Annotated in this window: 11 protein-coding genes and 1 pseudogene; 8 read left to right on the top strand and 4 right to left on the bottom strand. The window is 72.3% G+C overall.

Going from position 1 to position 16287, the window contains the following annotated elements; genetic code table 11:
- Window positions 1–107: 107 nt before the first annotated feature.
- Window positions 108–1841 (top strand): ABC transporter ATP-binding protein, encoded by a 1734-nt coding sequence (locus tag ACIQ5Y_RS16460; protein ID WP_403880263.1) that lies wholly within the window; start codon window positions 108–110, stop codon window positions 1839–1841.
- Window positions 1838–3760, top strand: coding sequence for an ABC transporter ATP-binding protein (locus ACIQ5Y_RS16455; protein WP_403880261.1), 1923 nt, complete (start codon window positions 1838–1840; stop codon window positions 3758–3760). Before ACIQ5Y_RS16460 ends, ACIQ5Y_RS16455 begins: the two co-directional genes overlap by 4 nt.
- A gap of 63 nt (window positions 3761–3823) precedes the next feature.
- On the opposite strand, the gene ACIQ5Y_RS16450 is transcribed toward ACIQ5Y_RS16455, so the two are convergent.
- Window positions 3824–4999, bottom strand: coding sequence for an RNA polymerase sigma factor (locus tag ACIQ5Y_RS16450; protein WP_403880259.1), 1176 nt, complete (start codon window positions 4997–4999; stop codon window positions 3824–3826).
- Window positions 5000–5091: 92 nt separating this feature from the next.
- Here ACIQ5Y_RS16450 and ACIQ5Y_RS16445 point away from each other — a divergent pair, with 92 nt between their 5' ends.
- Together ACIQ5Y_RS16445 and ACIQ5Y_RS16440 are read left to right on the top strand one after the other, a co-directional pair.
- Complete coding sequence (locus tag ACIQ5Y_RS16445; RefSeq protein ID WP_403880257.1) at window positions 5092–5691, top strand: hypothetical protein; 600 nt, start codon at window positions 5092–5094, stop codon at window positions 5689–5691.
- A complete protein-coding gene (locus ACIQ5Y_RS16440; RefSeq protein WP_403880255.1) occupies window positions 5691–6665 on the top strand; it encodes a nucleotidyl transferase AbiEii/AbiGii toxin family protein in 975 nt (324 codons plus the stop codon). The genes ACIQ5Y_RS16445 and ACIQ5Y_RS16440 overlap by 1 nt, the downstream gene beginning before the upstream one ends.
- Before the next feature lie 6 nt (window positions 6666–6671).
- Here ACIQ5Y_RS16440 and ACIQ5Y_RS16435 read toward each other — a convergent pair whose 3' ends face one another.
- The 3 genes from ACIQ5Y_RS16435 to ACIQ5Y_RS16425 form a co-directional block, all read right to left on the bottom strand.
- Window positions 6672–8753, bottom strand: a complete 2082-nt coding sequence (locus ACIQ5Y_RS16435) for a molybdopterin oxidoreductase family protein (RefSeq protein ID WP_403880253.1) — start codon at window positions 8751–8753, stop codon at window positions 6672–6674.
- Window positions 8754–8874: 121 nt separating this feature from the next.
- On the bottom strand, window positions 8875–9645 hold the full coding sequence (locus ACIQ5Y_RS16430; RefSeq protein WP_403880251.1) for a glucose 1-dehydrogenase: 771 nt from the start codon (window positions 9643–9645) through the stop codon (window positions 8875–8877).
- Between the two features lie 64 nt (window positions 9646–9709).
- The gene (locus ACIQ5Y_RS16425) at window positions 9710–10420 is read right to left on the bottom strand and encodes a vancomycin high temperature exclusion protein (protein ID WP_403880249.1); all 711 of its coding nucleotides are present in this window, start codon (window positions 10418–10420) and stop codon (window positions 9710–9712) included.
- A gap of 191 nt (window positions 10421–10611) precedes the next feature.
- On the opposite strand from ACIQ5Y_RS16425, the pseudogene ACIQ5Y_RS16420 reads away from it, so the two are divergent.
- The 4 genes and pseudogenes from ACIQ5Y_RS16420 to dnaG all read left to right on the top strand — a co-directional run bounded on the left by ACIQ5Y_RS16420 (window position 10612) and on the right by dnaG (window position 16158).
- Window positions 10612–11483 (top strand): annotated as a pseudogene (locus tag ACIQ5Y_RS16420) (sirohydrochlorin chelatase).
- Window positions 11484–11519: 36 nt separating this feature from the next.
- Window positions 11520–12845, top strand: coding sequence for a deoxyguanosinetriphosphate triphosphohydrolase (locus ACIQ5Y_RS16415; protein ID WP_403880248.1), 1326 nt, complete (start codon window positions 11520–11522; stop codon window positions 12843–12845).
- A 93-nt stretch (window positions 12846–12938) separates the two neighbouring features.
- Window positions 12939–14213: an NAD(P)/FAD-dependent oxidoreductase gene (locus ACIQ5Y_RS16410; protein ID WP_403880246.1), complete on the top strand. Its 1275-nt coding sequence runs from the start codon at window positions 12939–12941 to the stop codon at window positions 14211–14213.
- A gap of 34 nt (window positions 14214–14247) precedes the next feature.
- Window positions 14248–16158, top strand: coding sequence for a DNA primase (gene dnaG, locus ACIQ5Y_RS16405; protein WP_403880245.1), 1911 nt, complete (start codon window positions 14248–14250; stop codon window positions 16156–16158).
- Window positions 16159–16287: the final 129 nt, after the last annotated feature.

The following is a 16287-nucleotide window of genomic DNA, read 5'->3' as shown; positions in this document are numbered from 1 at the left end:
CGCGGTCTACGCCTTTTGACCGGGCTTTGCGAAATCCGCTGGGGATCGGGGGGCCGGTTGGCTCAATATGGGGTGAACCCCTCGATCATGCCGACCGGAGCCTGCGCGTGCTCATACGACTTCTGCGGACCCACCTCCGTCCGTACAAGCAACCGATCGCCGCGCTGGTCCTGCTGCAACTGCTGCAGACCAGCGCGAGCCTCTACCTGCCCACACTCAACGCGGACATCATCGACAACGGTGTCATCCACGGTGACACCGGCTACATCCTGCGCTTCGGCGCGCTGATGCTCGGCGTCTCGCTCGTCCAGCTCGTCTGCAACGCCGGGGCCGTCTACTACGGCGCCCGGACCGCGGCCGCCGTCGGCCGCGACGTCCGTGCTTCCGTCTTCGACCGAGTGCAGAGCTTCTCCGCGCGGGAGCTGGGCCAGTTCGGCGCCCCGTCGCTGATCACCCGTACGACGAACGACGTCCAGCAGATCCAGATGCTGGTGCTGATGACCTTCACGCTGATGGTCTCGGCTCCGATCATGTGCGTCGGCGGCATCTTCATGGCGCTCTCCCTCGACGTGAAGCTGTCGGGCGTGCTGCTCGCCGTGGTCCCCGTGCTCGGCCTCTCGGTCGGTGCGATCGTCTTCAAGACGCGGCCGCTGTTCCGCAAGATGCAGGAGCGGCTCGACACCGTGAACCGGGTGCTGCGCGAGCAGATCACCGGCAACCGGGTGATCCGCGCCTTCGTCCGCGACGACTACGAGAAGGACCGTTTCCGGGAGGCCAACGCGGACCTCACCGGGGTCTCGCTGGCCGCCGGCAAGCTGCTGGCGCTCATGTTCCCCACCGTGATCGTGGTCGTGAACATCTCCAGCGTCGCGGTCATCTGGTTCGGTGCGATGCGCGTCGACAGCGGCGGCATGGAGATCGGCCAGCTGACGGCCTTCCTCGCCTACCTGATGCAGATCGTCATGGCCGTGATGATGGCCACCTTCATGTTCATGATGGTGCCGCGTGCCGAGGTCTGCGCCGAGCGCGTCCAGGAGGTCCTGGACACCGAGTCGAGCGTGGCCCCGCCGACGGACCCGGTGCGCAAGCTCGTCGCACGCGGCCGGCTCGAACTGCGCGGCGCCGACTTCCGCTACCCGGGTGCCGAGGCGCCCGTGCTGCGCGGCGTGAACCTGGTGGCCCGCCCCGGCGAGACCACCGCGGTGATCGGCTCCACCGGCAGCGGCAAGTCCACCCTGCTGGGCCTGGTGCCGCGGCTGTTCGACGCGACCGGCGGCGAGGTGCTCGTGGACGGCGAGGACGTGCGCCGGCTCGACCCGCAGCTGCTCGCCAGGACGGTCGGGATGGTGCCTCAGAAGCCGTACCTGTTCTCCGGAACGGTGGCCTCCAACCTGCGCTACGGGCGCCCGGACGCGACCGACGAGGAACTGTGGCGGGCCCTGGAAGTGGCCCAGGCCAAGGAGTTCGTCTCCGAGCTGGAGGGCGGCCTGGAGGCCGCCATCACCCAGGGCGGGACCAATGTCTCCGGTGGCCAGCGCCAGCGTCTGGCCATCGCGCGCACGCTGGTGCAGCGACCGGAGATCTATCTCTTCGACGACTCGTTCTCGGCCCTGGACTACGCGACGGACGCGGCGCTGCGCGCGGCGCTCGGCCGCGAGACCGAGGAGGCGACCGTGGTGATCGTCGCCCAGCGGGTCTCCACGATCCGTGACGCCGACCGGATCATCGTGCTGGACGAGGGCGAGGTCGTCGGCGAGGGGCGCCATCACGAGCTGATGGCCGGCAATGAGACGTACCGGGAGATCGTGCTCTCCCAGCTGACGGAGGCGGAGGCCGCATGAGCGGGCCCGGAGGACGGATGATGATGGGACCGGCCCAGCGGTCCCTGGACTTCAAGGGATCGGGCAAGCGGCTGCTGGGCCAGCTCGCCCAGGACCGGGTCAAGCTGTGGGGCATGGTCGCCGCCGTCGTCGGCAGCGTCGGCTGCGCGGTGGTCGGCCCGAAGATCCTCGGTGAGGCCACCGACCTGGTGTTCGCGGGGATCGTCGGTCGCCAGATGCCGGCCGGCATCACCAAGCAGCAGGCGCTGGACGGGATGCGCGCCAAGGGCCAGGACGGGATGGCGGACATGCTGTCCGGCACCGACTTCACCCCCGGCCAGGGCATCGACTTCGGCGCGGTCGGTGTCGTGGCGGTCTGGGCGCTGGTGGTCTTCACCCTGGCCGGTCTGCTGATGCTGGTGGCGACGCGACTGTCGAACCACGTCATGAACGGCACCGTGTACCGGATGCGCGAGGAGCTCCAGGCGAAGCTGTCGCGGCTGCCGCTCTCGTACTTCGACCGGCAGAAGCGCGGCGAGGTGCTCAGCCGGGCCACGAACGACATCGACAACATCGGGCAGACGCTCCAGCAGACGATGGGGCAGCTGCTGAACTCGCTGCTGACCATCGTCGGCGTCCTCGCGATGATGTTCTGGATCTCGCCGCTGCTGGCGCTGGTCGCGCTGGTGACCGTGCCCGTCTCGGTCTTCGTCGCGGCGAAGATCGGCAAGAAGTCGCAGCCGCAGTTCGTGGCGCAGTGGAAGACGACCGGCGCGCTCAACGCCCACGTCGAGGAGATGTACTCGGGGCACACGCTGGTGAAGGTCTTCGGCCGGCAGAAGGAGTCCGCGGAGATCTTCGCCGAGCAGAACGAGGCGCTGTACCGGGCCTCGTTCAAGGCGCAGTTGGTCAGCGGTCTCATGCAGCCGGTGATGTTCTTCATATCGAACATCAACTACGTGCTGGTCGCGGTCGTCGGCGGTCTGCGGGTGGCCTCGGGCACCCTGTCCATCGGTGACGTGCAGGCCTTCATCCAGTACTCGCGGCAGTTCTCGATGCCGCTGTCGCAGGTCGCGTCGATGGCGAACCTCGTGCAGTCCGGCGTCGCCTCGGCGGAGCGGGTCTACGAGCTGCTGGACGCCGAGGAGCAGGAGCCGGACGCCGAGGTTCCGGAGCGGCCGCAGGAGCTGCGCGGGCAGGTCACCCTCGACAAGGTGGCCTTCCGCTACGAGCCGGACAAGCCGCTGATCGAGAACCTGTCGCTGACGGTCGAGCCGGGTCACACGGTCGCGATCGTCGGCCCGACGGGCGCCGGCAAGACCACGCTGGTCAATCTGCTGATGCGGTTCTACGAGGTCACGGGCGGGGAGATCGCCCTGGACGGCGTGGACATCGCGAAGATGACCCGCGAGGAACTGCGCGGCTCCATCGGCATGGTGCTCCAGGACACCTGGCTGTTCGGCGGCACCATCGCGGAGAACATCGCCTACGGGGCCTCGCGCCAGGTGACGCGTGCCGAGATCGAGGAGGCGGCGCGGGCCGCCCACGCCGACCGGTTCATCCGCACCCTGCCGGACGGCTACGACACCGTGCTGGACGACGAGGGCGCGGGCGTCAGCGCGGGCGAGAAGCAGCTGATCACCATCGCCCGGGCGTTCCTGTCGGACCCGGTGATCCTGGTGCTCGACGAGGCGACGAGCTCCGTCGACACCCGTACCGAGGTGCTGATCCAGAAGGCGATGGCGCGGCTCGCGCACGGGCGTACGTCCTTCGTGATCGCGCACCGGCTCTCCACGATCCGCGACGCGGACGTGATCCTGGTGATGGAGAGCGGCTCGATCGTGGAGCAGGGCACGCACGAGGAGCTGCTGGCCTCGGGCGGCGCGTACGCCCGGCTGTACGCGGCGCAGTTCGCGCAGGCGGTGGCCGAGGTCGACTGACCTCCCGGCACGGATGGGGGCGTCCTTCGGGGCGCCCCTGTCCATTCGGTCCGGGTAGCGGCGTCAGTCCAGGTAGCCGCGGAGCTGGTCGGCGAAGGCGTGGTCGCGCAGCTTGTTGAGGGTCTTGGACTCGATCTGGCGGATCCGTTCGCGGGTCACGCCGAAGATCCGGCCGATCTCCTCCAGGGTGCGCGGGCGGCCGTCGTCGAGCCCGTAGCGGAGCTGGACCACCTTACGCTCCCGCTCGCCCAGCGTGGAGAGCACCGCTTCGAGGTGCTCGCGCAGCAGGAAGAACGCGGCGGACTCCACGGGCGAGGCGGCGTCGCCGTCCTCGATGAGGTCGCCGAGCGCGACGTCGTCCTCCTCGCCGACCGGTGCGTGCAGGGAGACCGGCTCCTGCGCGAGGCGGAGCACTTCCATGACCCGCTCCGGGGTCAGCTCCAGGTGGACGGCGACCTCTTCGGCCGTGGGCTCGTACCCGCGCTCCTGGAGCATGCGGCGCTGCACGCGGATGACGCGGTTGATGAGTTCGACGACGTGGACGGGCACGCGGATGGTCCGGGCCTGGTCGGCGAGGGCCCGGGACATCGCCTGCCGGATCCACCAGGTGGCGTAGGTGGAGAACTTGTACCCGCGGGCGTAGTCGAACTTCTCGACGGCCCGGATGAGCCCGAGGTTCCCCTCCTGCACGAGGTCGAGCATGGTGAGCCCGCGGCCCACGTACCGCTTGGCGACGGAGACCACGAGCCTCAGGTTCGACTCGATGAGGCGGCGTTTGGCCATCCGGCCCATGACGACGAGCTTGTCGAGGTCGACGGCGAGCTGGGAGTCGAGGTCGGGGGTGTTGCCGAGCTTCTCCTCGGCGAACAGGCCGGCTTCGACGCGCCGTGCGAGGTCGACCTCCTCGGCCGCGGTGAGGAGCGGGATCCTGCCGATCTCCCGCAGGTACTGGCGGAACAGGTCGGCGGAAGGCCCCGATCCGCCCCCGCCCTCGGCGTTGGCGCGCCTGCGCTGCGCCGGGACCGGCTGCTCGATGAGCTCCAGCACCTCGGGCCCGGGGTCGACTTCGGCCTCGGCTTCGGCCTCGGCTTCGGCGTCGGCGTCGGCGTCGGGCTCTTCGTCCACGGCTTCGACCTCCGAGGACTCGCTCTCGTTCACGGTCAGGGTCCGGGTCTGCACGGGGGCGACCTCCAGGGCTCCGAGGACGGGGGCACCGCACCTCAGTGTGGGGTACGACACATCGCGCCCACGAGGGGCGTGCGAGCACTTTCTGAGTCCGGCGCGTGACCGATGGTTACCCCCTGGCCCTTATACCGATGCGGATCGGACGCATGTCCGAGAGGATCTGCGTCATGTACGAGTACGAAACCCACGTCACGGTGCGCTGCGCGGATGCGGAGGCGCTGGCCCGGCTCGACGCGTGGGCGGGGGCGCGGGATCTGAAGGTCACCCACATCCTGCTGGCCCGGGGCCGGATGGTGTCGCAGCCGATGCTGACCCTGCGGGACCGCACGGGGCACGAGAGCCTGGTGCCGCGGCTGCGGGCGGCGGGTTTCGACCCGGTCCGCGTGAAGGTGGAGACGGTCCCCTGGACCACGGACCGCCCGGGCCCGGGCGGCGGCTACTTCGAGCACCACCTGAAGCTGCTGCTGGCGGCCGCGTACGACCACGCGGAGCTGGAGTCCCTGGTGGTTCCGCACGGGGCCCACCTGTCGTGGAACGCCCGCCGCGCGCTGCCGGGCGGCGCTCAGGAGCGGTTCGTGACCCAGCGGTGGCGGGGCACGGCCGCGGGGGCGACCGCGGCGTGCGACGCGCTGGTCGCCGCGCTCGGCGCCGCGGGGTACGAAATCCGCTCGGAGGAGCGGGAGTTCGTGCTGTACGACAGCGACCTGTCGGTGGACGACGGGTGGATCGAGGAGGGGACGCCCTGATGAGTTCGTGGTCGGAATGGCTGTTGAGGAGCCCGCACCTGCCGCGGGAACCGCTGGACGAGGCGACACGGGCCGCGCGGTCGCTGCCGCTGACGCTGCGGCCGGTGGCCGGAGACGACGTGCGGCAGCGGGCGGTCTTCGACCCCTCGCTGCGCCACCACTTCCAGGCCTACCGGGCCGGTGACCCGGTCTTCGACGACCCGGCTCGGACGGTCGCCTGGGTCCGGGCGCGTCGGGCCGCGATGGACGCCGTCCTGGTGGCCCTCTCCGATTCCGAGTGGGCGGACTCCCTCGTGCTGCGCGGGAGCGTGCTGCTCGCGGACCGGTTCGGGGAGGCGGCGCGGGAGCCGGGCGACCTGGATTTCGTCGTGGTGCCGTCGACGTGGGCGATGGACGACGCGCGGACGCGGGCCATGCTGGACGGCATCGCCGCGGCGGCCGACGGACGCGCCGGGATCAAGGCCTCGGGAGCGGTGTGCGAGGACATCTGGACGTACGAACGGGTGCCGGGACGGCGGATGGTCGTGCCGTGGTCCGTACCGGGCCTGCCGACCGGGCAGGTGCAGATGGACTTCGTGTTCAACGAGAAGCTCGCGCAGCCGCCGGAAGCCGTCGAACTCTCCTGCGGGGCGACGGTGCTGGCGGCCACGCCCGCGCTGTCCCTGGCCTGGAAGGTGCTGTGGCTCGTCACCGACCCGTATCCCCAGGGCAAGGACCTGTACGACGCGGTACTGCTGGCCGAGCGGTACGCGCTGCCGAACGCCCTGGTGCAGGAGGTGTTCCGGGAGGCCGGGGAATGGCCTTACCCGAACAGCGAACTGATGCTGGAGCACATCGAGCACCTGTGCCCGAACGGCTATGTCGGCCCCGAGTGGCGGCACTTCGAGGCGGAGTACCCGCACCTGGCCGCGCCGGGCGCGGAGGCGTTCCTCGCGCGCCTGGTCGAGGCCCTGCGGCCGACCTTCGCCGAATAGCCACGGCTACGCCGGTTCCACGCGGACCGCGCAGACCTTGAACTCCGGCATCCGGGACGTGGGGTCCAGCGCCGGGTTGGTCAGGGTGTTGGCTCGGCCCTCGCCGGGCCAGTGGAACGGCATGAAGACCGTGTCCGCGCGGATGGCGTCGGTGATCCTGGCCGGGGCCACCGCCCGGCCCCGGCGGGAGGTGACCGCCAGCGGGGCGCCCTCGACGGCGCCGATGCGGGCGGCGAGGCGCGGGTGGAGTTCCACGAAGGGGCCGGGGGCGGCCGCGTTGAGCTCGTCGACGCGGCGCGTCTGGGCACCCGACTGGTACTGGGCGACCACCCGCCCGGTGGTGAGCAGGAGGGGGTAGTCGGCGTCGGGGACCTCGGCCGCGTCGCGGTGGGCGACGGGGGCGAAACGGGCCCGGCCGTCCTCGGTGGCGAACCGGTCCAGGAAGAGGCGGGGCGTCCCCGAAGTCCCGTCCGGGCAGGGCCAGAAGACGCCCTGCTCTGCCTCGATGCGGGCGTAGTCGATGCCCGAGTAGTCCGCCGGGCCGCCCGCCGAGGCGCGGCGCAGTTCGTCGAAGACCTCCTCGGGGTCGGTCGGGAACCCCTTCTCCACGCCGAGGCGGGCGGCGAGTTCGTGCAGGACGTACAGGTCGGTGCGGACCCCCGGCGGCGGGGTGAGGGCACGGCGCCGGAGCAGGACGCGGCCTTCCAGGTTGGTGGTGGTGCCCGTCTCCTCCGCCCACTGGGTGACGGGGAGGACCACGTCCGCGAGGGCGGCCGTCTCGGAGAGCACCACGTCGGCGACGGCGAGGAAGTCCAGGGAGCGGATGCGGTCCTCGATGTGGGCGGCGCGGGGGGCCGAGACCACCGGGTTGGAGCCCATGAGGAGCAGGGCCTTCACGTCCGCGCCGAGGGCGTCGAGGAGTTCGTACGCGCTGCGGCCCGGGCCGGGGAGGTCGGCGGGGTCGACGCCCCAGACCCCGGCTACGTGTTCGCGGGCCGCCGGGTCGGTCAGCTTGCGGTAGCCGGGGAGCTGGTCGGCCTTCTGTCCGTGCTCGCGGCCGCCCTGGCCGTTGCCCTGGCCGGTGAGGCAGCCGTACCCGGACAGCGGGCGGCCGGCCCGGCCGGTGGCCAGGCACAGGTTGATCCAGGCGCCGACGGTGTCGGTGCCCTTGGACTGCTGCTCCGGGCCGCGGGCGGTGAGGACCATGGCGGATTCGGGGGCGCAGAACAGCTCGACAGCCTCGCGGAGCTTGGGAACCGGCACCCCCGTGATGCGTTCGACCAGCTCCGGCCAGTGCGCCATCGCGGCGGCCCGCGCCTCCTCCCAGCCGGTGGTGCGCGCGGCGATGAACTCCTCGTCCGTACGCCCCTCCGCGACCACGAGGTGCAGCAGGCCCAGGGCGAGGGCGAGGTCCGTGCCGGGGCGGGGGGCGAGGTGCAGGTCGGCCTGCTCGGCGGTCCGGGTCCGGCGCGGGTCGATGACGATCAGGGTGCCGCCGTTCGCCTTGAGCTCGGTGAGGTAGCGCAGGGCGGGCGGCATGGTCTCGGCGAGGTTGGAGCCGACGAGGATCACGCAGCCGGTGCGGGGGATGTCCTCCAGCGGGAAGGGCAGCCCCCGGTCGAGCCCGAAGGCCCGCTGGTGCGCGGCGGCGGCCGAGGACATGCAGAAGCGGCCGTTGTAGTCGATCTGCGAGGTGCGCAGGGCGACGCGGGCGAACTTGCCGAGCGCGTACGCCTTCTCGTTGGTGAGGCCGCCGCCGCCGAAGACCCCCACGGCGTCGGGACCGTACGTCCGGCCCGTGCGGGCGAGGCCCTCGGCGACGGCGGTGAGGGCCTCCCCCCAGGTGGCCGGTTCGAGCCGCCCGGCGTGGGTGCGGACGAGCGGCTCGGTCAGGCGCACCCGGGAGGAGAGCACGGCGGGGGCGGTGCGGCCCTTGCCGCAGAGCGCACCCCGATTGACGGGGAAGTCCGCCCGCTCCTCCACCGCCACGCCCCCACCCGGCTCGGGACGCAGGTTCATGCCGCACTGCAGGGCGCAGTACGGGCAGTGCGTGGCGGTGGCTGCGGGGACGGCGTCCGGCGTGTGCATACGGCCCAGCGTGCGTCGGCGCTGTTACGCCGGCGGCCACCCCGCGTTACAAGCCCGCATGCTCTGCCTCAGCACAGCCCCACGCACACTGTGAGGCCGCCGGGAGCGGCCCGCCCCGGGGTCACTGCCCGGTCAGGTACTTCACCGTCAGGCCGGCCGTCCAGCCGCCGTCGACCGCGAGCTCGGCGCCCGTCATGTACCCGGCGGCGTCCGAGAGCAGGAAGGCGACCGCGGCCGCGATCTCCTCGGGGGCGCCGACGCGGCCCAGCGGGGCCCCGGGGTAGTTGCCGTCGCCCGCCTGGATGCCGATCGGCGCGGTCATCGGGGTCAGCGTCATGCCGGGGTGCACGGAGTTGACCCGGATCTTCGCCTCGGCGAGCTCGACCGCGCCGATCTTCGACAGGCCGCGCACGCCCCACTTGGAGGCCCCGTACCCGGCGGTCAGCGCGAGTCCGGTCAGGCCGGCGGCGGAGGAGATGTTGACGATGGAGCCGCCGCCGGCCGCGCGCAGCAGCGGGATCGCGGCCTTGATGCCGATGAACACGCCGACCAGGTTGATCTCGATCACCCGGCGGAAGTGCTCGACGCTCTCGTGCTCCAGGAACTGGCCGGTGGAGATCCCGGCGTTGTTGACCAGACCGTCGATCCGGCCGAACTCGGCGACCGCGTACTCCAGCGCCGCCGCCCAGTCGGCCTCGCTCGTCACGTCGTGCCGGATGAAGCGGGCCGCGTCGCCGAGCTTGGCGGCCGTCTCGGCGCCCTCCGCCTCCAGCACGTCGGTGATCAGCACCTTGCCGCCGCCGTCCACGACGGCCTGCGCCGCCGCGGCGCCCAGGCCGCGGGCCCCACCGGTGATGACGACGACCTTGCCGCTCAGATCCACAACAGCCACGGTTCCACCTCTGATCACATCAGACTGATCGGTATATGACTAATCGGAATAACCGATGTCCTCGTCAGTCTGCCAGAGCGGCCAGGGCCTGCGACACCCCCCGCTCCTTCGGCCCCAGGAACCGCGGCTCCGGCTCGAAGACCGCGTCCAGCGCCGCCTTGCCCGCCGCGAAGACCTCGCGGGTCCCGCCGTAGTACCAGGTGGAGTCGTGCTCGTCGTCCACCCCGATCCCGTACGAGTCCACGCCTGCGGTCTGGCACAGGGCGACGGCCCGACGTATGTGGAAGCCCTGGCTGATCAGCACCGCCCGGTCCACCCCGAAGATCTTCTTGGCCCGCACGCACGAGTCCCAGGTGTCGAAGCCCGCGAAGTCGTCCACGATCCGGTCGGCCGGCACCCCGTGCCCGGTGAGGTAGGTGCGCATCGCGCTCGGCTCGTCGTACTCGGTGCGGCTGTTGTCCCCGGTGACCAGGACGACCTTGACCTTGCCGGCCCGGTACAACTCGGCGGCCGCATCGAGCCGACGGGCCAGATAGGGCGTCGGCCTGCCGTTCCACAGCCCCGCCCCGAACACCACGGCCACCTCGCCGGCCGGAGCCTGCGCCGTGGTCCCCAGCCGGCCCGCGGCCGCCGCGTGCGTCCACGCCGAGGGCAGCAGTGCCAGCACGCAGCCCGCCATCACGGCCTGCACGGCCCGCCGCCGCGCCCGCACTCCACGCGGCAGCCCCTGCCGCAGACGCTTCACCGTCCTCGCCGGCCAGCCCTTGATCGCCATGACCACTCCCCCTGTACGTCCCGCCCTGCGCCCACGCCTCACGCGCCGTTCGCACAGATTGACGATCACCCCCCGGCCCCCAGTTCCGCCGACGGCGCCTTTCACTCGTACGAACGACCGGGTGAGCAGGCGGAAAACGACCGTCACCCCGGCGCAACGCATCGGCAACCTCCGCCGCGCAGGATCGGTCCATGACGGAGCCGGTGCACCCTCCCGCCATCCCGCCCCTCCTCTTCGGCAGCACGGCCGAGCTGCTGACCCGGATCACCGCGCAGCTCGGAACGCAGCTCAGCGGCCTGCGACCGCCCCGCGCCCGCCCCCACGGAGCCCGCCCATGCAGCAACCCACCCTCGTCGCCGTGGCCCACGGCAGCCGTGACCCGCGCGCCCTGCACACCGCCCTCGCCCTCCTCGACCGGGTCCGCGAGCTCCGGCCCCGCCTCGACGTCCGGCTCGGCCACGTCGAACTGAACCGGCCGCTGCTCGACGACACGCTCCGCGAGGCGTCCGGCGCGGCTGTGCTGGTGCCACTGCTGCTCGGCCGCGGCCACCACGTGAAGCGCGACCTGCCCGCGGCGGCCGCCCGGGCCGCGCACCTGCGCACCCGCGTCGCCGCCCCCCTCGGCCCGCACCCGCTGCTCGTCGAGGCCCTGTACGAACGCCTCGCGGAGACCGGCTGGACCCCGCACCCCGCGGCCGCCGTGGTGCTCGCCGCGGCCGGGTCCCGCGACCCGGACTCGGCCGCCGACACCCGCCGCACCGCCGCCCTGCTGTCCGAACGCCTCGGCGGAGCCCCGGTGGTGCCCGCCTACGCCTCGGCCGCCGCGCCCACCGTGGCCGACGCGGTCCGGGCCCTGGCCGCCCGGGGCCACCACCGCGTCGCCGTGGCCTCGTACTTCGCCGCGCCCGGCCGGTTCGCCACCCAGTGCGCGGCGGCCGCACCGGGCCCGGCCGCAGCCCCGCTGGGCGACCACCCGGCCCTCGCGCGGCTGGTGCTGCACCGCTACGACGAGGCCGCCGCCCGGCCCGTCACCCCCCCTCGACCGGAACTCGTCTCCGCCTGATCCCGGTTTGTCGGACGTTCCGGTTACCGTCGATCCATGGAAGGCACCGCGCACGCCCCCGCAGACGACCCGACCGACCTCTACGACGCGTCCGCCACCGAACGCTGGGCCGCGGAACCCGACAAACGGCCCGGGCGGACCGCCTTCCAGCGCGACCGCGCGCGGGTCCTGCACTCGGCCGCGTTGCGCCGACTCGCCGGGAAGACCCAGGTGGTCACTCCGGGCACCCGTTCGTACGACTGGGACGCGAGCCCCCGTACCCGGCTGACGCACTCCCTGGAGTGCGCCCAGGTCGGCCGGGAGCTGGGGGCCGCGCTCGGCTGCGATCCCGATCTGGTCGAGGCCGCCTGCCTCTCCCACGACATGGGCCACCCGCCCTTCGGCCACAACGGCGAGGAGGCGCTGAACGAATTCGCCAAGGACTGCGGCGGTTTCGAGGGCAACGCGCAGTCGCTGCGACTGCTGACCCGCCTGGAACCCAAGCGGTTCGCGGCCGACCCGGGGAGCGGCGCGCCCGTCAGCGTCGGCCTCAACCTCACCCGGGCCTGCCTGGACGCCGCCACCAAGTACCCCTGGGCGCGCGGCGGCCACCCCACCGACCCCGGCTCGGTGAAGTTCGGCGCGTACGAGGACGACCTGCCGGTCTTCGAGTGGCTGCGCCGCGGCGCGCCCGCGGACCGCAAGTGCTTCGAGGCCCAGGTGATGGACTGGTCCGACGACGTCGCGTACTCCGTGCACGACTTCGAGGACGGGCTGCACGCCGGCCACCTCGACCCCAACCTGCTCTTCGCCGAGCCCGAGCGCGCCGCGATCTGGCGGGTGGCCATCGGCCGCTACGTCCCCGCCGACACCTCCCCGGAGGAGCTGCGCGAGGCCCTCGACCGGCTGATGGAGCAGGAGTGGTGGCCGCACGGCTACGACGGCTCGGCCGTGGCGCAGGCCCGGCTGAAGGACGCCACGAGCCAGCTCATCGGCCGGTTCTGCCTGGCCGCCGAGGGCGCCACGCGGGAGGCGTACGGCAGCGGGCGGCTGACCCGGTACGGCGCGGAACTGGTGGTGCCCCGGGCCGCGCGCAACGAGTGCGCGGTGCTGAAGGCGGTCGCGGACCTGTACGTCATGCAGCGCGACGAGCAGGAGCGGATCCGGGCCGACCAACGCATCGTCCTGGCCGAACTCGCGGAGGCGCTCCAGGCCCGCGCGCCCGAGGGACTGGACCCGCAGTTCCGGGCGATCTTCGACGCGGCGCCGGACGAGAAGGCCAGGAAGCGGGCGGTCATCGACCAGATCGCGTGCCTCACCGACGCGTCCGCCCGCTCGTTGCACGCCCGTCTCACCCGACGCACGCGACGCGCCGAAGGGTGAGTTGATCGGGCCACTCCCCCTTCACGCGGCAGGCTCAGTGCGGGACGCTCGCATGTGGTCGCATGTGGCGGAGAGGTTATGAGGAGGCATCAGGTGGTCGACGCACACCAGACGTTCATCATCGTCGGCGCGGGGCTGGCCGGGGCTAAGGCCGCCGAAACGCTGAGGTCGGAAGGGTTCACCGGCCGGGTGATCCTCATCGGCGACGAGCGCGACCGCCCCTACGAGCGGCCCCCGCTGTCCAAGGGCTACCTGCTCGGCAAGGAGGAACGCGACAGCGTCTTCGTTCACGAGCAGTCCTGGTACGCGAGCGCCGACGTCGAGCTGCACCTGGGGCAGCCCGCGGTGCACCTGGACCGCGATGCGAAGACCGTGCGTCTGGGCGACGGCACCCTGCTGCACTACGACAAGCTGCTGCTGGCCACCGGCTCCGAACCGCGCCGCCTGGACATCCCGGGCACCGGCCTGGCCGGGGTCCACCACCTGCGCCGGCTCACCCACGCCGACCTGCTGCGCAAGGCGCTGACCTCCCTGGGCCGGGACAACGGCCACCTGCTGATCGCGGGCGCGGGCTGGATCGGCCTGGAGGTGGCGGCCGCGGCCCGCTCCTACGGCGCCGAGGTGACGGTGGTCGAACCGCTGGCCACCCCGCTGCACGCGGTGCTCGGCCCGGAGATCGGCCAGTTCTTCGACGACCTGCACACCGAGCACGGGGTGCGTTTCCACTTCGGGGCGAAGCTGACGGAGATCATCGGCCAGGACGGCATGGTGCTGGCGGCCCGTACGGACGACGGGGAGGAGCACCCGGCGCACGCGGTGCTCGCCGCGATCGGGGCGGCGCCGCGCACCGCGCTCGCCGAGACCTCCGGGCTGGCCTTGGTCGACCGGGAGCACGGCGGCGGGATCGCCGTGGACGCCTCGCTGCGCACCTCCGACCCGGACGTCTACGCGGTCGGCGACGTGGCGGCCGCCCACCACCCGGTGCTCGGGACCCGGCTGCGGGTGGAGCACTGGGCCAACGCCCTCAACGGCGGCCCGGCGGCCGCGCGGGCGATGCTGGGCCAGGAGGTCGCCTACGACCGGGTGCCGTACTTCTTCTCCGACCAGTACGACGTGGGTCTGGAGTACTCGGGCCACGCCCCGGCCGGCAGCTACGACCAGGTGCTGGTGCGCGGCGACGCGGGCAAGCGGGAGTTCATCGCGTTCTGGCTCTCGGAGGGACGCGTACTGGCCGGAATGAACGTGAACGTGTGGGACGTCACGGAACACATCCAGGCCCTGATCAGGTCAAAGGCCCCGGTGGACCGCGAAGCCCTGGCGGACCCGTCGGTTCCGCTGGAGTCGCTGATTCCGGCCGAGGGGGCCTGACGGGTTTGCCCGTGCCCGGCCGTAGACTTCACGGGTGGCAGGACGGATCAATGACGACGACGTGAAGGCGGTACGGGACGCGGTCCCGATCGACGCCGTGGTCTCCGACTACCTCCAGTTGCGCAACGCGGGCGGCGGCAACCTCAAGGGCCTCTGCCCCTTCCACGACGAGAAGTCCCCGTCCTTCCAGGTCAGCCCCAGCAAGGGGCTCTACCACTGCTTCGGCTGCCAGGCCGGCGGGGACACCCTCGACTTCATCATGAAGATCGACCACCTCTCCTTCTCGGAGGCGGTCGAGCGGCTCGCCGGCCAGGCGGGCATCACCCTGCGCTACGAGGAGGGCGGCTACACCGCCGGCACCAGCGGCCGCGGCGAACGCATCCGGCTCGTCGAGGCCCACAAGGCGGCCGCCCAGTTCTACGTGGACCAGCTGGGCGGCCCCGAGGCGGAGATCGGCCGCAAGTTCCTGGCGGAGCGCGGCTTCGACCAGGCCGCGGCCGCGCACTTCAGCGTGGGCTACAGCCCGGCCGGCTGGGACCACCTGACCCGCTTCCTGCGCGGCAAGGGCTTCACCGACAAGGAGCTCATCACCTCCGGGCTCGCCCAGGACAGTCGCAGCGGCAAGCCCATCGACCGCTTCCGCGGCCGGCTCATGTGGCCGATCCGCGACATCAGCGGCGAGGTGGTCGGCTTCGGCGCGCGCAAGCTGCGCGACGACGACAACGGCCCCAAGTACCTGAACACCCCCGAGACCGCGATCTACAAGAAGTCCCAGGTCCTCTACGGCATCGACCTCGCCAAGAAGGAGATCGCGAAGACCTCGCGGGCGGTGGTCGTCGAGGGCTACACGGACGTGATGGCCTGCCACCTGGCCGGCGTCACCACCGCGATCGCGACCTGTGGCACGGCCTTCGGCGGGGACCACATCAAGATCCTGCGCCGGCTGCTGATGGACAACGCCACCGCCGAGGTGATCTTCACCTTCGACGGCGACGCGGCGGGCCAGAAAGCCGCACTGCGGGCCTTCGAGGACGACCAGAAGTTCGCCGCCGAGACCTCGATCGCGATCACCCCGGGCGGGATGGACCCCTGCGACCTGCGGCTCGCACAGGGCGACGCCGCCGTCTCCGGGCTCGTGGACTCCCGCACCCCCCTGTTCGAGTTCGCGCTCCGCCACATCGTCGCCCGGCACAACCTGGAGAACCCGGCGGGGCGGGCCGCCGCCCTGGACGAGGCCGCTCCGGTCGTCGCCAACATCAAGAACATCGCCATCCAGCACGAGTCGGCGGTCCAGCTTGCGGGCATGCTGGGCATCCGCGACGAGCAGTTCGTGGTCAAGCGGGTGGCGCAGCTGGCGCGCTGGGCGCGGGAGCGCGGGAACCAGCCCCAGCAGGGCCGGGGGGCCGCCACCGCCCGCCGGTCGTTCGACCCCGCCCCCGAGCCCGCGACCCCGCAGCCCTCGGGCCCGGCCCTCAACCTCCGCAGCCCCGCCCACCGCACCGAGCGCGAACTGCTGAAGCTGGCGTTGCAGCGCCCGGCGCTGGTCTCGCCGGCCTTCGACGCCTACGGGATCGACGAGTTCACCGCGCCCCCCTACGCGTCCGTGCGCCAGGCCATCCAGGACGCGGGCGGCGCCTCGCTCGGCGCCGAGGACTACCTGGCCCGGGTCCGCGAGGCCGCGCCGAACGACACCGTGCGCGCGCTGGTCACCGAGCTGGCGGTGGAGGCGATCCACGCGAAGACGGTGGACGAGATGTACGCGGGCGTCCAGCTGGTCCAGGTACGGCTGCGCGCGGTGGACCGCCGGGTGCACGAGGTCCAGGGCACCCTGTCCCGGCTGGGCCAGCAGGCCCCGCCGGAGCAACTGGCCGCGGTCCAGGAGGAACTGTGGGTCCTCCAGCAGTACGGCCAACGCCTCCGCAACCGGGGCGCCGAGGGCCTCTGAGAGGCCGCACCACCAACTCGCCGTCCACACCCCCCGACCCGCCCGGCGCCTCAGGCCCCCTTCCGGCCTCGCCGCCACTGGAGGCCCGGGGCCCGGGTCTTCCAGCCTCACCGGCGTTTGAGGCGCGGG

It is taken from the genome of Streptomyces sp. NPDC096339 (assembly GCF_044762985.1).
Lineage (GTDB): Bacteria > Actinomycetota > Actinomycetes > Streptomycetales > Streptomycetaceae > Streptomyces.
Note: the sequence above shows the minus strand (reverse complement) of the source record. Positions and strands in the feature narration are given on the sequence as shown.

Excerpts from the sequence above, each read along its gene's own strand:
- ACIQ5Y_RS16455 (WP_403880261.1), top strand. The coding sequence starts at position 1,838 with ATGAGCGGGCCCGGAGGACGGATGATGATGGGACCGGCCCAGCGGTCC.
- ACIQ5Y_RS16445 (WP_403880257.1), top strand. The coding sequence starts at position 5,092 with ATGTCCGAGAGGATCTGCGTCATGTACGAGTACGAAACCCACGTCACG.
- ACIQ5Y_RS16440 (WP_403880255.1), top strand. The coding sequence starts at position 5,691 with ATGAGTTCGTGGTCGGAATGGCTGTTGAGGAGCCCGCACCTGCCGCGG.
- ACIQ5Y_RS16415 (WP_403880248.1), top strand. The coding sequence starts at position 11,520 with ATGGAAGGCACCGCGCACGCCCCCGCAGACGACCCGACCGACCTCTAC.
- ACIQ5Y_RS16425 (WP_403880249.1), bottom strand. The coding sequence starts at position 10,420 with ATGGCGATCAAGGGCTGGCCGGCGAGGACGGTGAAGCGTCTGCGGCAG.
- ACIQ5Y_RS16435 (WP_403880253.1), bottom strand. The coding sequence starts at position 8,753 with ATGCACACGCCGGACGCCGTCCCCGCAGCCACCGCCACGCACTGCCCG.